The sequence below is a fragment of the Ensifer sp. Root142 genome (assembly GCF_001426785.1).
In the GTDB taxonomy this organism is placed as follows: domain Bacteria; phylum Pseudomonadota; class Alphaproteobacteria; order Rhizobiales; family Rhizobiaceae; genus Ensifer; species Ensifer canadensis.
Map to the genome: position 1 here is coordinate 180,451 of NZ_LMFK01000012.1, position 13,176 is coordinate 193,626.

Below are 13,176 nucleotides of genomic sequence, written 5' to 3' on the forward strand. Positions count from 1 at the left end.
AAGGGCCGCATGTTGTTCGATCTTCCTTCCGACGAAACGCTTTACGATGCCCTGATTGCGCGCAGCACCGAATACGAGGGCGCTGCCTATGTCTGCGTCAAGACGACGGGCATTTTCTGCCGCCTCTCCTGTCCCGCTCGCAAGCCGAAGCGCGAGAACACCATCTTCGTCGGCTCGATCGGCACCTGCCTCGAAGCCGGCTTTCGCCCGTGCCAGCGCTGCAAGCCGCTTGCAACCGTCGGTGCCAAGGATCCGCTGGTCGATGACCTGCTGCAGGCACTGGAGGCAGCACCCGAACGGCGCTGGACCGAGGACGACCTGGTTCGCCGCGGCCATGATCCGTCGACCGTTCGCCGCGCCTTCAAGCGCAATCTCGGCATCACCTTTCTCGATCTTGCCCGACATCGGCGACTGGGCCTTGCCGCCCGCCAACTCGCCGAGGGCGGCCGGGTCATTGATGCGCAGATCGACGCCGGATACGAATCGCCGAGCGGCTTTCGCGCCGCCTTTGCCAAATTGCTCGGCGAAGCGCCGGCTATGTCGCAGGGCCGTGTGCTGCTGTTTGCCGACCGCATCGACACGCCGCTTGGCCCGATGGTGGCGGTCGCCGACAAGACCCATCTGCACATTCTCGAGTTTCACGATCGCAAGGCGTTGCCGACCGAGCTCGAAAACCTGAAGCGCAAGACCCGCTCGGCGATCGTCCCAGGCCGCACGGCGCCGATCGACCAGATGGAGGCGGAGCTGAAAGCCTATTTCTCGGGCGATATCGCAGAGTTTCGCACGCCCCTGGCGCCTGGCGGCACTGCCTTCGAGCGTGAGGTCTGGGCAAGGCTCGTGAAAATTCCGCTCGGAGAGACACGTTCCTATGGTGACATCGCGCGCGAGGTCGATACGATCCAGGCCGTGCGTGCCGTGGCGAAGGCCAACGGGTCCAACCAGATCGCCATCGTCATTCCCTGCCACCGCTGCATCGGCTCCGATGGTTCGCTGACGGGATATGGCGGCGGGTTGTGGCGCAAGCAATGGCTGCTGCGGCACGAAGGCAAAATGAAACCTGTGGGATTGTTTGCGGAGGAAATGCAATGAACCAGACTGAAAAGGCCACCGAATTCGCCGCTCTGCATCGCAAGGGCGATCCGGTGGTGCTCTACAATATCTGGGATGCGGGCAGCGCCAAGGCCGTGGCCGAGGCTGGAGCCAAGGCGCTTGCGACCGGCAGCTGGTCGATTGCCGCCGCGCATGGGTTTGGCGATGGCGAGAAGGTTCCGCTGGCGCTGCTTACCGATATCGCCCGGCTGATCGTCGCCTCGACCGAACTGCCGGTCACGGTCGATTTCGAGGGCGCCTATTCCGACGACCCGGCAACGGGGGCTGCCAATGTCTCGCGTCTGATCGACGTCGGCGCCATCGGCATCAACTTCGAAGATCAGGTTGTCGGCAAATCCGGCGTGCATGCGGTCGAAAAGCAGGCCGCCCGCATCCGCGCGATCCGCGAAATGGCGGACCGCCGCAGTGTGCCGTTCTTCATCAATGCCCGCACCGACCTGTTCCTGCAGGAAAGCGATGCTGGCCGCCATGCCGGTCTTGTCGATGAGGCGATTGCGCGCGGAAAGGCCTTTGCCGAAGCCGGCGCCAGCGGCTTCTTCGTGCCGTGGCTGGTCGATGCCGCGCTGATTGCCAAGGTCTGCGCCGCTTCGAGCCTGCCGGTCAACGTGATGATGCGGCCGGGTGCGCCGGACCTGCAGACGCTCGCCGGCGCCGGCGTCGCACGTGTCAGTTACGGACCTTTCCCCTACCGGGCGATGATGGAAAAGCTGAAGCAGGAGGCCCAGGCCGTTTATCAGGCCTGATCAATCAGCCCAAAACAAAAGCGGGATGCGGCCTGAAAACCGCATCCCGCTTTTTCGTGTTTTCGGTTTGCTGTCGATCAGGGAACGATCAGCGTGCCGGCACCGCGCTCGGTGAAGATTTCGAGCAGCACGGAATGCGCCGTCTTGCCGTTGAGGATGACGACGCCCTGGACGCCGGCCTTGATCGCATCAATGCAGGTTTCGACCTTCGGGATCATGCCGCCGGAAATCGTGCCGTCGGCGATCAGCGCCCGTGCCTGCGCTACGGACAGTTCCTTGATCAGCTTGCCTTCCTTGTCGAGCACGCCGGGAACGTCGGTGAGGAACAGGAGCCGCGTGGCGTTCAGCGCACCGGCAATTGCACCGGCAAAGGTGTCGGCGTTGATGTTGTAGGTGTGCCCGTCGCGGCCAGGTGCCACCGGCGCGATCACCGGGATCATCTCCGAGCGGGCGAGCAGGTCAATCAGGGTACGGTCGACCTCGACGACCTCACCGACGAAACCGAGATCGAGCACGCGTTCGATGTTGGAATCCGGATCCTTGATGGTCTTGCGTGCCTTTTCGGCAAAGACCATGTTGCCGTCCTTGCCGCAAAGGCCGATCGCCCATTCGCCGGTCTGGTTGATGAGGGCGACGATTTCCTTGTTGATCGAGCCGGCCAGAACCATCTCGACGATCTCGACGGTCTTTTCGTCGGTGACGCGCAGGCCGCCTTCGAACTTCGATTCGATGCCCATCTTCGTCAGCATCGCGCCGATTTGCGGGCCACCGCCGTGCACGACGATCGGGTTGACGCCTGACTGCTTCAACAGAGCGATGTCGCTTGCAAAGGCTCGGCCCAATTCGGCGTTGCCCATGGCGTGGCCGCCATATTTGACGACGATCGTCTTGTTCTCGTAGCGCTGCATGTAGGGCAGGGCCTGGGTGAGCAGGCGTGCCTGGATTTCACTTTCATTAGCGGACATGGCGGACCCTCGAAAAATACCGGCTGCTGTTTAACGCAAGTTTCCCGTCGATGGAATGATCGGCGAGCAACATAAAACAGCAATGACGATGCGCGCTGGCGGATAGCGATTTGTGCTCTATGTCCTATCTCAAGAATGCATCGGGTCGGGTTGGCAATGATCGACGAGGAAATTTCCGGACTGCTCGGCCGTGTTGCGCTCAGGGATCGTGCGGCCTTTGCCGAACTTTACCGGCTGACCAGCCCGAAACTTTTCGCCATTTGCCTGCGTATCCTGAGAGACCGAAGTGAAGCGGAAGAAACGCTCCAGGAAATCTACGTCAGAATCTGGCAGCACGCCGACCGTTTTTCGCCCGGCCAGTCAACGCCGATGTCCTGGTTGGCGGCGATTGCGCGCAACCGTGCCATCGATCTGATCCGGGCGCGAAAACCCGTAGCCAACGCGATTGACGAAGCCTACGATTTGGCTGATCCTGCTGCCGATCCGGAAAAATCGGCAGTGGTCAGAGCAGAGGGCAGGCGGATCGATGCGTGCATGGAGGAGCTCGAAACCGATCGGGCGGACGCCGTGCGGCGTGCCTATGTCGAAGGTCTGAGCTACCAGGAACTGGCTGAAATGTACGCTGTGCCGCTGAACACGATGAGGACTTGGTTGAGGCGCAGCCTGTTGAAGTTGAGAGAGTGCATGGAGCGATGACAGCGTCCACCCCAGACAAAGGAGATTTCCGCCGCGACGAGGTGATCGCCGGGGAATATGTGCTGGGTGTGCTATCCGCCGACGACCGCCGCAAAGTCGAGGCCCGCCTTGCATCCGACCGCAATTTCGCCGCCATGGTGACGCGCTGGCAAAACAATCTCTCCTCCTTCGACGAAGCCTATGATCCCGTCGTGCCGCCGGCGCGGATTTTCGCGGCGATCGAGCGCCGGCTCTTCGAAACGGCCCCGCCTGCCGCGGCCCCGGTGCGGGCAGGCATATGGCAATCGCTTGCGCTCTGGCGTGGTCTCGCACTCGCCTCGCTTGCTGCCGTCGCCGTCATGGGCGCGTCCATGGCAGGGCTGTTTGCACCGCCGTCCGGCGGCCGGCCGCTTGTCGCCGAAATGACCGGCAAGGGCATTTCGGTCGATCTCGTCGCCCGTTTCGATCGCGAGACCGGCCATCTCCGGGTGACGCCGGTTGCCGCACAGCAGGCCGAGCAAAAATCGCTGGAGCTGTGGCTCATCAACGGCGACAACCCGGCCGTTTCCCTCGGCGTGCTGCCCCAGACCGGCGAAGGCGAGATCATCATCGCCCCGGCCATGCGCGGGAAATTCTCGCGCGGTTCGGTTCTGGCCGTCAGTATCGAGCCGCTTGGCGGTTCGCCGACCGGATCGGCCACCGGCCCGATCATCGCGCTCGGCAAGGCCCGCGATCTCTAACTCAGCGCACGCGGGCCTTCCCGGTCCTGCAGCGTCGGTCGCTTCTCACGTCGTTTTTCGCCCAACCGACCGGCAATCCGAAAATTCCTGAAACTCTTTTTCCAAGGCTTCCGTTGCTTGTCATGTTCCCGGGGAGGGAACGGCAATTTCAACGAGGCGGCTGGGTGTCGCCTCCCTGACAGGTTCAACAGGAAGGAAGACCAAGATGTTCACCTATGGAATCCGTTCGTTCGCTGCCATCACCATACTGACCGCAAGTGCGGCAATCGCCCATGCCGAGAACCCGATGGTCGGTGGCGCGGCGATGTATGCGGACAAGAATATCGTCGAAAACGCCGTCAACTCGAAGGATCACACCACGCTGGTGGCGGCGGTCAAGGCGGCCGGGCTGGTCGAGACCCTCCAGGGCAAGGGGCCGTTCACCGTCTTCGCGCCGACGAACGAGGCTTTCGAGGCCTTGCCGACCGGCACGGTCGACACGCTCCTGAAGCCGGAAAACAAGGACAAGCTGACCAAGGTTCTGACCTGCCATGTCGTCTCCGCCGACGCGATGTCCTCGGCGATCGCCAAGATGGTCAAAGGCGATGGTGGCGAACACGACGTCAAGACGGTTGGCGGCTGCGATCTCCAGGCCAAGGATGACGGCGGCAAGATCACACTCACGGACGAGACCGGCGGCACGGCCACGGTCACCATCGCCGACGTCAAGCAGTCAAACGGCGTGATCCACGTTATCGACAAGGTGCTGCTGCCGAAGGGCTGAGCTCTCGCTTCCTCCGGATCGCCGCGGCAGACATTCGCAGGCGATCCGCCGCCGGGGTCTCATCCGTGGCGCGCCGGCGCTTCTGCCACCGATCGCTTGCGATCGGTGGCCTTTCAACCCGGCTTCTTCACGGCGCTTTGATCGGTCTTGTTTTGCCGCGTGACAGGCCGGCCGCTATCTTCGACCTCGGCAGCGTCAAGGGGCATGACAAGGAGGGTTCGATCGTGAACCGGCGGAATTTTCTGATTTTTGGCGGGACACTAAGCGTGATCGCGATCGCGGCGGCAAAGGGGTTTCCGCTGGCGGCGCGCCCAGCCTCGGCCGAAACGTTCGAGGTCACGAAGACCGATGCCGAATGGCGGGCGATCCTGACCGACGAACAGTATCGGATACTGCGCCAGGAGGACACCGAGCGTCCGTTTACCAGCGCGCTCAACAATGAAAAGCGCAAGGGCACGTTTCAATGCGCCGGTTGCGCGCTCCCTGTCTATTCCTCCGAAGCCAAATATGACAGCGGCACCGGTTGGCCGAGTTTCTGGCAGTCCCTGCCGGGCGGCGTGGCAACGCGCGAGGACAACGCACTGTTCATGACGCGAACGGAATGCCACTGCCATCGCTGCGGCGGACATCTCGGCCACGTCTTCGACGATGGCCCGCCGCCAACCGGCAAACGCCATTGCATCAATGGTTTCGCGCTGACATTCGTTGCGGCGAGCGCCTAGGAGCACTTCCAGGAGAAGTGCGAAGCGGTTTTCCGGCAGGAAATGCGCGAAAACAAAAAGATGGTAGTTCTGCGACTCCGTTTAAGCCGAACGCACTAGCGCCCGTTCCTGCGGTCGACGATGCGCCCGCAGGAAGATCGCGCTGATGCGGCTCAGAACGTTCCGGCTTGCGGCGAAGGCGTCTGGGCGTCGGAGAGCGCCGCCTGGAGCTTCTGCTCCTGCTCGGGCGACAGCGATGTTTTCAGCACGCGGCCGCGCAGGCCTGAGAATTCGGCCAGGACCTTTTCCGGCTGCACCTTGCGCACCAGGACGAACAGCGCCGACGAGTTGTTCGGGATGGTGTTGCCGAGCGACTTGATGAATTCGTCGTCGATGCCGTAGTCGGTCAGCGAGCCGGAGAGCGCACCGGCGCCGGCGCCGAGCGCGCCGCCGATGGCAAAGCCAGCGAGTGGATTGAGGAACAGCAACCCGACGAGCCCGCCCCAGATGGAGCCGGACAAGAGACCGGAGGTCGCCCCGATCGCGGTCAGGTTGAGGCTCTGCTTGAGGTGGACCTTGCCTTCTGCGTCGCGCACGACGACGACGGCGTCCTCGAGATCGATCAAATATTCCTTCTTGAGGCCGGCGAGCTTGACGAGAACCTTGTCGGCCTCTTCAGGCGTGTCGAATCCCACAACGATCAAATCGGACATGTGTCTCTCCTATCCTTGACGCTATCGCGCAAGGAAACGCGCGACCGCACGGCAGAGATAGAGCGGTTTGCATGTCAGAGTAGTGACGGAGATCAAAGACTTTCGGGCGATCGTCGCTCTCAGCGCGAAAGCGCAAGCTCGATCGTCGCGCGAAGCTCATCGATGCCCTCTCCCTTTTCCGAGGAGGTGGAGAGGATTTCGGGAAATGCGGCGGGGTGCTTCTTGATCTTCTCGAGCGTCTCGGCGATCAGCCGCGGCACGCCGGCGGCCTTGATCTTGTCCGTCTTGGTCAGGATGATCTGGTAAGAGACGGCCGCCTTGTCGAGCAGCGACAGCACGTCCTCGTCGTTCTTCTTGATGCCGTGGCGGGAGTCGATCAGCACGTAGACGCGCTTCAGCGTCGCGCGGCCGCGCAGATAGTCGAACACCAGTTTGGTCCAGGCATCCACCTGTTCCTTCGGCGCCTGGGCATAGCCGTAGCCGGGCATGTCGACCAGCGCCATCGGCGGCAGATCGCCCGCTTCACCGGAATAGCCGTCGGGCACGAAGTAGTTGAGTTCCTGGGTGCGTCCGGGCGTGTTGGATGTGCGCGCCAAGCCCTTCTGGCCGACCAGCGCATTGATCAGCGACGACTTGCCGACATTCGATCTGCCGGCAAAGGCAATTTCGGTCGGTCCTTCCGGCGGCAGGAACTTCATCGCCGGGACGCCGCGAATGAAAATCCACGGCCGGCCGAACAGCGGCTTGTCGTCTTTTGTCTTTGTGTCGGCCATCGATGTTCATTCCTTCGTCAAGATTGGCTTTGGCTTCACGGTTTTGGCCGGCGATGTCAAGCTTTCGGCTCGGCGCAGCTATCGAACCGGCGGGATTTGCTGGCGCAGCCCCTCGACGGTGAGCTTAGAGCGGCCGAACGAAAAAGCCCCGGACCGAGGTCCGGGGCCTTGTGAAGGCTCTGTCTGCCGGCGTCACTCCGCCGGCTTGGGTTTCTTCGAGAACAGGTTCTTCAGATTGTCGAACAGCTCGATCTTCACGCCCTGGCGCTTCATGATGATCGACTGCTGCAGCACCGAAAGCGTGTTGTTCCAGGCCCAATAGATCACCAGACCGGCCGGGAACGAGGCCAGCATGAAGGTGAAGACAACGGGCATCCAGGTGAACAGCATCGCCTGGGTCGGATCGGGCGGCGTCGGGTTCATGCGCATCTGCACGAACATGGTGATGCCCATGATGATCGGCCAGACGCCGAGGTGCAGGAAGGACGGCGCGTCGAACGGCAAGAGGCCGAAGAGGTTGAAGATCGTCGTCGGATCCGGCGCGGACAGGTCGTGGATCCAGCCGAAGAACGGTGCGTGGCGCATCTCGATGGTGATGTAGATCACCTTGTAGAGCGCGAAGAACACCGGGATCTGGATGAGGATCGGCCAGCAGCCCGCGAGCGGATTGATCTTCTCGTCCTTGTAGAGCTGCATCATTGCCTGCTGCAGGCCCATGCGGTCGTCGCCGAACTTCTTCTTCAGCTCTTCCATCTTCGGCTGAACCTTCTTCATGTTCGCCATCGAAGAGTACTGCTTGTTGGCAAGCGGGAAGAACAGCAGCTTGACGACGATTGTCGTCGTCAGGATGGCGATGCCGAAGTTGCCGAACAGACGGAAGAAGAAATCCATCATTTTGAACATCGGCTTGGTGATGAAGTAGAACCATCCCCAATCGATCAGCTTGTCGAAGTTAGGGATAGAATAGGCGGCCTCATAGTTGTCGACGACGGGCACTTCCTTGGCGCCGGCAAATACGAGGTTCTTGAGTTCCGAGGACTGACCGGCGGCAATGGTGATTGCGTCGCTCTTGTAGTCGCTCTGATAGCGGGCGCGGCCATCTGTGAAGTGCGAGAAGCGGGTCTCGTAAGGCGTCGCCTGCGGCGGAACGATCGTTGCGGCCCAATACTTGTCGGTGATGCCGAGCCAGCCGCCCGTCGCCTTGCCGGGTTCGATCGCCTTGTCGTCCTCGATCTTCGAATAGCCGACTTCCTGCAGGCCATGATCGCCGATGACCCCGATGAAGCCTTCATGCAGAACATAGACGCTCGGTGTCGTCGGCTTGTTGAAGCGCGTCACACGACCGTAGGAGGAGAGCGACACCGGTTCTGCGGCACCGTTCTTGATGCTGTCGACCACCTGGAACATGTAGCGTTCGTCGATCGAGATCGTCCGGTTGAAGGTGATGCCCTTCTCGTTGGTGAAGCTCAGCGTCACCGGCGTTGCGGGCGTCAGCTTGTCGCCGCCCGAAAGCGTCCACACGGTCTGCGGGCCGGGCACGCTGCCGCTTGCCGCATCGCCGACATAACCGATTTCGGTGAAGTAACCGTCGGTGGTCTCAGCCGGGCTGAACAGGGTGATGATCGGGCTCTGCTTGCTGACGGTCTCGTGATAGGCCTTGAGCTTGAGATCGTCGAAGCGCGCGCCGGTCAGGTTGATGGAGCCGGAAACCGCAGGCGTGTCGATGGCAACGCGCGCCGACTTGGCAAGCGCCTTGTCGCGGTTTTCGCCCGTCCCGGGAACTGTGCCGCCAGGCAGGGCCTGACCGGTCGCCGGCTGTTGAGCCGTGGTGCCCGGCTGCGATTGGGTCTGCTGAGCCTGCTGGGCCTGCAGCGCTTCCGCAGCGATGCGTTCCTTTTCCATCTTCGGATTGACGTAAAGGAACTGCCAGGCGACGAGGATCAGCACGGACAGGCCAATCGCCACGAAATAGTTGCGGTTTTTTTCCATCATTGTTTCCTGGAACCGGCCGGCGGCCGCTTCTGTTTCGGCTTGTTTTCGATGCGCTCGCCAAGCCCCCGGGTCAAGGCGTCGAAGGGGGCATTCAGGAGATCGCGTCGGGCGACAATCACATAGTCGTGTCCGGGTTTCATTGCAAACCCGGCGGAAAGCCGCACCGCCTCTTTCAGGCGTCGGCGCATCCGGTTTCGCTCGACGGCATTGCCGTGTTTCTTGGTAACGGTGAAGCCGACGCGGGCCTCTCCCTCCGGATCGTTGCGGTCGAGCACTTCGAGGAGAAACAGCGGGCCTCTACGGCTTTCTCCTGCCCGAACGGCCAAAAACTGCGGACGGCTTTTCAGCCGCCCGACAGTCGTTTTGTCTTTATCTGACGTCATGTGCCCGGACACTGGTTTCGGGCAACTTCGGCTTAAGCCGAAAGACGCTTGCGGCCACGAGCCCGGCGGGCTGCGAGGACCTTCTGGCCACCCGAGGTGGACATGCGTGCACGGAAGCCGTGACGGCGCTTGCGAACAAGCTTGGACGGTTGGTAAGTACGCTTCATTTATTTTAATACCGCGGTGTGCGGCCCTTCTTGGGTTTGCATGTAGCAAGGAGCGTTTACGTTCCGGACATAGCTCCGCCTGTCGGGCAGGCAGGCTTGGCCGGACGTGGGCGGCTTATAAAGGCAAATTTCCCGGAAAGTCAATCACGCGAGGCCTTCGATGGGCAAAAGTGATCGCATCCCGATATCCGGGCGACCTCGATTTCGCAGGCACAAGCCGCGACGCACTATCTCAGACTGGTAAACAGGGAGCTAACCGGCACTCCCCAGAATGCCGGCCGGCCACCGCGATCTTTATTAACCATGAATGTTTTAGCGTGACTGCGGTGCAATGAGGCCGCGACCCTTCCGATAACCGGGCAAGTCTTGCGGTGTCGTGGAGGCAGGGATGAAAATACGTGGTAAGATCAATCTGATCGTCGGGGTAATGAGCCTCCTGGCGATCGCGGTGACCGGCATGTCGCTGCTGGTGGTTTCTCAATACAACAGCCGGTTCCATCAGTACCAGAACGCTTCTGAGCGTGCCTTCAACGGCGAGCATCTCAATCGACTGGTGACCGGCGTCGTCATGGAAGCGCGCGGAATCTACGCAGCGCCCACCATCGAAAAGGCAAAGCCCTTCGCCGAAGGCATTCTGAAGAACCTCGAAAAAATCGATGCGCTGTTTGCCGAGTGGCGACCCCTGGTGCCGGCCGACAAGCTCGGCTCGTTCGATGCGCTGGTCAAGCGCGCTGAGGAGTTCAAGACGTTCCGCGTCGAAACCGCGCGTCTTGGCCAGGAGGTATCGCCGCAGGCGGCCAACGAGCAGGGCAACACCGACGCCAACCGCGCCAACCGCAAGGCCTTCCAGGGCGAGATCGACGCCGTCGTCGAAGCCAACCTGGCAACGCTCGAGACCGTCAAGGCTGACATCGCTTCGTTCGAACGTTCGGTCATCGTCATCATTCTCGGCATCGCCGGGCTCGGGCTCGCCGTCGGTATCGGCACCGCCTTCTATATCGGCACCAATCATCTGAGCCGTCCGATCCTCGATCTCACCGGCAAGATGAAGCTGCTCGCCGGCGGCGATCTTTCCGCCAACGTACCCTTTGCCGACCGCAAGGACGAAATCGGCGAGATGGCTGCGGCCGTGCAGATCTTCAAGCAGAATGGCCTTGCCGTTCGCGATCTCAACGCCCAGGAAGCGGCGCTGCGCGAAAAGAGCGCCGATCTGCAGATGAGCATCGGCGTCGTCGTCTCGGCTGCGGCCGCCGGCGATTTCACCAAGCGCATCGGCAAGGACTACGAGAACGACGATCTCAATCGTTTTGCGTCGAGCGTCAACGAACTCGTCGGCAGCGTCGATGCCGGCATTGCCGAAACGCGCCGCGTCGTCGCCAGCCTTGCCGCCGGCGACCTGACCCAGAGCATGAACGGCCAGTTCCATGGCGCCTTCGCCGAATTGCAGAAGAACGTCAACGAGACGCTGTCGACGCTGCAGAAGACGCTGCGCGAAGTGCGTGTCACCACGGACTCGATCAACGGCAATTCGTCCGAGCTTCGCTCCGCCGCCGACGATCTGTCGAAGCGCACCGAGCAGCAGGCCGCAGCACTCGAAGAGACGTCTGCGGCACTCGACGAGATCACCGTCGCCGTCAGGAGTTCGACCGAGCGGGCGCAGGAAGCGACCGTAATGGTCAACGAAGCCAAGGAAAGCGCTGCCGAATCGGCCGCAGTCGTGCGCAACGCGGTCGAGGCCATGGGCCGGATCGAGCAGGCATCGAGCGAGATCGGCCAGATCACCAATGTCATCGACGAGATCGCCTTCCAGACCAACCTGCTGGCGCTGAATGCCGGCGTCGAGGCTGCCCGTGCTGGTGATGCCGGTAAAGGCTTTGCCGTTGTCGCTCAGGAAGTTCGCGAGCTTGCTCAGCGTGCGGCCAGTGCTGCCAAGGACATCAAGGCCCTGATCTCGAAGTCGGGCTCGGAAGTCGCAACCGGCGTCCGGCTCGTGCAGGAAACCGGCGCGGCGCTTGGCGAGATCGAGGAGCGCGTGCTCAAGATCAACGATCATATCCACTCGATCGCAACGGCCGCACGCGAACAGTCGACCGGCCTCGGCGAAGTCAGCACCGCCGTCAACCAGATGGACCAGGTCACCCAGCAGAACGCCGCCATGGTGGAAGAGGCGAATGCCGCGACCCACAAGCTGTCGGCGGAAGCCAACAACCTTGCGAGCCTGATCGCCTACTTCAAGCTCGACGGCACTTCGGCGGCACGCACGATCGCACCGGCGCGGGAAACCAGCCGTCCGGTGGATTCGCCCGCCCGCCGGATGATGGGCAACGTCGCCCGCGCCTTCAGCGGCGGATCTTCGGCGGCCGTCGCCAGGGACAACTGGGAAGAGTTCTGATCCGACCAGTTTGACGGATCGCACCAATCGACGCCCGCGGACGACTGACGTCTCCGCGGGCGTTTTCCGTGGATAATCTGCAATCATCGCCCCGTCGTTGCCGCCACGCTCTCGTGTAACGGCAACGTGAGTTGTCTTGTCGGCCCGTTCACGCTGTCGTTTTGCAACGCGACCATTCGTTATTGGTCTCCGGTATGGATTGCCGATACTGCAAGGAAAGACTTTTCCAAGAAACGAAATCACATGAACCGAAGCGCCATCAACAGAGCCGGGGATGCCCGTCCAACGCCGTCGGAGGCACCGGACGAGGGCTCGCCCGAAGACCGCGGCAAGGTCGCGTGGCGTCTGGTGCTGTTGGCCCTTCTTGTCGCCGGCGGGTTTGCCTCCTATGCCTTCGGACTTCAGCGTTATCTGTCTCTGAGCGCACTCGTCCATCACCGTGAGGCGTTGCGCCTCTATGTCGAAGCCTATCCGCTTCAGGCCGCCGGTCTGTTTTTCCTGGTCTACGTAGCAGTGGTGGTCTTCTCGATCCCGGCTGCTTCGGTTCTGACGATCTTTGCCGGCTTTCTCTTCGGCTGCGCCGGTGGCGGCCTTCTCGTCGTTGCAGCCGCGACGCTCGGCTCGTGCCTGTTGTTTCTGGCGGCCCGCAGCATGTTCGGCGATCTCCTGCGGCGGCGTGCCGGGCCATTCCTCGCGCGTTTTGCCGATGGTTTCTGCCGCAATGCGTTTCTCTATCTTCTCGTCCTGCGGCTCACGCCGATCTTCCCGTTCTTCGTCGTCAACATCGCGCCCGCCTTCTTCGAGGTGAGATTGAGAACGTTTGCGATGGCAACTCTGATCGGTATCGTTCCCGCCACCTTCGCCTATGCCTGGCTCGGCGGTGGGCTCGACGAGGTGATCGCCAGTTCGGCTGCCGTTGGCCGCGAGCTGTCGGTGTCGGATTTCGCAACGCCGAAATTGACCTTGGCGCTTGTGGTATTAGCGTTGTTTGCGGCATTGCCACTCGCTTTCAAGCGGGTATGGTCGCGCCGCAAGGCTGTTTGACGGGTACGGGGCAGG

14 protein-coding genes are annotated in these 13,176 nt (G+C 61.9%); 8 read left to right on the forward strand and 6 right to left on the reverse strand.

Annotation, left to right across the window (positions count from 1 at the left end; translation table 11 throughout):
• Positions 1-9: 9 nt before the first annotated feature.
• On the forward strand, positions 10-1,089 hold the full coding sequence (locus tag ASD52_RS13400; RefSeq protein ID WP_025425740.1) for a trifunctional transcriptional activator/DNA repair protein Ada/methylated-DNA--[protein]-cysteine S-methyltransferase: 1,080 nt from the start codon (positions 10-12) through the stop codon (positions 1,087-1,089).
• Entirely contained in the window at positions 1,086-1,853 is a 768-nt protein-coding gene (locus ASD52_RS13405; RefSeq protein WP_025425741.1) for an isocitrate lyase/phosphoenolpyruvate mutase family protein, read from the forward strand. The genes ASD52_RS13400 and ASD52_RS13405 overlap by 4 nt, the downstream gene beginning before the upstream one ends.
• A gap of 77 nt (positions 1,854-1,930) precedes the next feature.
• On the opposite strand, the gene argB is transcribed toward ASD52_RS13405, so the two are convergent.
• Positions 1,931-2,818, reverse strand: a complete 888-nt coding sequence (argB, locus tag ASD52_RS13410; protein ID WP_025425742.1) for an acetylglutamate kinase — start codon at positions 2,816-2,818, stop codon at positions 1,931-1,933.
• A 156-nt stretch (positions 2,819-2,974) separates the two neighbouring features.
• Between argB and ASD52_RS13415 the strand changes: the two genes are divergently transcribed.
• The 4 genes from ASD52_RS13415 (at position 2,975) to msrB (ending at position 5,718) form a co-directional block, all read left to right on the forward strand.
• Complete coding sequence (locus tag ASD52_RS13415) at positions 2,975-3,514, forward strand: sigma-70 family RNA polymerase sigma factor (RefSeq protein WP_025425743.1); 540 nt, start codon at positions 2,975-2,977, stop codon at positions 3,512-3,514.
• Positions 3,511-4,233 (forward strand): anti-sigma factor, encoded by a 723-nt coding sequence (locus ASD52_RS13420; protein ID WP_025425744.1) that lies wholly within the window; start codon positions 3,511-3,513, stop codon positions 4,231-4,233. The genes ASD52_RS13415 and ASD52_RS13420 overlap by 4 nt, the downstream gene beginning before the upstream one ends.
• A gap of 205 nt (positions 4,234-4,438) precedes the next feature.
• Entirely contained in the window at positions 4,439-4,996 is a 558-nt protein-coding gene (locus ASD52_RS13425; protein WP_057204278.1) for a fasciclin domain-containing protein, read from the forward strand.
• A 221-nt stretch (positions 4,997-5,217) separates the two neighbouring features.
• A complete protein-coding gene (gene msrB, locus ASD52_RS13430; protein ID WP_025425746.1) occupies positions 5,218-5,718 on the forward strand; it encodes a peptide-methionine (R)-S-oxide reductase MsrB in 501 nt (166 codons plus the stop codon).
• Between the two features lie 152 nt (positions 5,719-5,870).
• Here the strand turns inward: msrB and ASD52_RS13435 are convergent, their stop codons facing one another.
• The 5 genes from ASD52_RS13435 to rpmH form a co-directional block, all read right to left on the reverse strand.
• On the reverse strand, positions 5,871-6,410 hold the full coding sequence (locus tag ASD52_RS13435; RefSeq protein WP_025425747.1) for a DUF1269 domain-containing protein: 540 nt from the start codon (positions 6,408-6,410) through the stop codon (positions 5,871-5,873).
• Positions 6,411-6,529: 119 nt separating this feature from the next.
• The gene (gene yihA, locus ASD52_RS13440; protein WP_025425748.1) at positions 6,530-7,183 is read right to left on the reverse strand and encodes a ribosome biogenesis GTP-binding protein YihA/YsxC; all 654 of its coding nucleotides are present in this window, start codon (positions 7,181-7,183) and stop codon (positions 6,530-6,532) included.
• Between the two features lie 192 nt (positions 7,184-7,375).
• The gene (gene yidC, locus ASD52_RS13445; protein WP_025425749.1) at positions 7,376-9,172 is read right to left on the reverse strand and encodes a membrane protein insertase YidC; all 1,797 of its coding nucleotides are present in this window, start codon (positions 9,170-9,172) and stop codon (positions 7,376-7,378) included.
• Positions 9,172-9,570: a ribonuclease P protein component gene (gene rnpA, locus ASD52_RS13450; protein WP_025425750.1), complete on the reverse strand. Its 399-nt coding sequence runs from the start codon at positions 9,568-9,570 to the stop codon at positions 9,172-9,174. Before rnpA ends, yidC begins: the two co-directional genes overlap by 1 nt.
• A 20-nt stretch (positions 9,571-9,590) precedes the next feature.
• The gene (rpmH, locus tag ASD52_RS37255; protein WP_081788836.1) at positions 9,591-9,725 is read right to left on the reverse strand and encodes a 50S ribosomal protein L34; all 135 of its coding nucleotides are present in this window, start codon (positions 9,723-9,725) and stop codon (positions 9,591-9,593) included.
• Between the two features lie 388 nt (positions 9,726-10,113).
• Here rpmH and ASD52_RS13455 point away from each other — a divergent pair, with 388 nt between their 5' ends.
• Together ASD52_RS13455 and ASD52_RS13460 are read left to right on the forward strand one after the other, a co-directional pair.
• The gene (locus ASD52_RS13455) at positions 10,114-12,117 is read left to right on the forward strand and encodes a methyl-accepting chemotaxis protein (RefSeq protein WP_025425751.1); all 2,004 of its coding nucleotides are present in this window, start codon (positions 10,114-10,116) and stop codon (positions 12,115-12,117) included.
• A gap of 243 nt (positions 12,118-12,360) precedes the next feature.
• Positions 12,361-13,161, forward strand: coding sequence for a TVP38/TMEM64 family protein (locus tag ASD52_RS13460; protein WP_025425752.1), 801 nt, complete (start codon positions 12,361-12,363; stop codon positions 13,159-13,161).
• Positions 13,162-13,176: the final 15 nt, after the last annotated feature.

Excerpts from the sequence above, each read along its gene's own strand:
- ASD52_RS13415 (WP_025425743.1), top strand. The coding sequence starts at position 2,975 with ATGATCGACGAGGAAATTTCCGGACTGCTCGGCCGTGTTGCGCTCAGG.
- ASD52_RS13420 (WP_025425744.1), top strand. The coding sequence starts at position 3,511 with ATGACAGCGTCCACCCCAGACAAAGGAGATTTCCGCCGCGACGAGGTG.
- ASD52_RS13400 (WP_025425740.1), top strand. The coding sequence starts at position 10 with ATGTTGTTCGATCTTCCTTCCGACGAAACGCTTTACGATGCCCTGATT.
- yidC (WP_025425749.1), bottom strand. The coding sequence starts at position 9,172 with ATGGAAAAAAACCGCAACTATTTCGTGGCGATTGGCCTGTCCGTGCTG.
- ASD52_RS13460 (WP_025425752.1), top strand. The coding sequence starts at position 12,361 with ATGAACCGAAGCGCCATCAACAGAGCCGGGGATGCCCGTCCAACGCCG.
- ASD52_RS13455 (WP_025425751.1), top strand. The coding sequence starts at position 10,114 with ATGAAAATACGTGGTAAGATCAATCTGATCGTCGGGGTAATGAGCCTC.
- ASD52_RS13425 (WP_057204278.1), top strand. The coding sequence starts at position 4,439 with ATGTTCACCTATGGAATCCGTTCGTTCGCTGCCATCACCATACTGACC.
- yihA (WP_025425748.1), bottom strand. The coding sequence starts at position 7,183 with ATGGCCGACACAAAGACAAAAGACGACAAGCCGCTGTTCGGCCGGCCG.
- ASD52_RS13435 (WP_025425747.1), bottom strand. The coding sequence starts at position 6,410 with ATGTCCGATTTGATCGTTGTGGGATTCGACACGCCTGAAGAGGCCGAC.
- ASD52_RS13405 (WP_025425741.1), top strand. The coding sequence starts at position 1,086 with ATGAACCAGACTGAAAAGGCCACCGAATTCGCCGCTCTGCATCGCAAG.
- argB (WP_025425742.1), bottom strand. The coding sequence starts at position 2,818 with ATGTCCGCTAATGAAAGTGAAATCCAGGCACGCCTGCTCACCCAGGCC.
- rpmH (WP_081788836.1), bottom strand. The coding sequence starts at position 9,725 with ATGAAGCGTACTTACCAACCGTCCAAGCTTGTTCGCAAGCGCCGTCAC.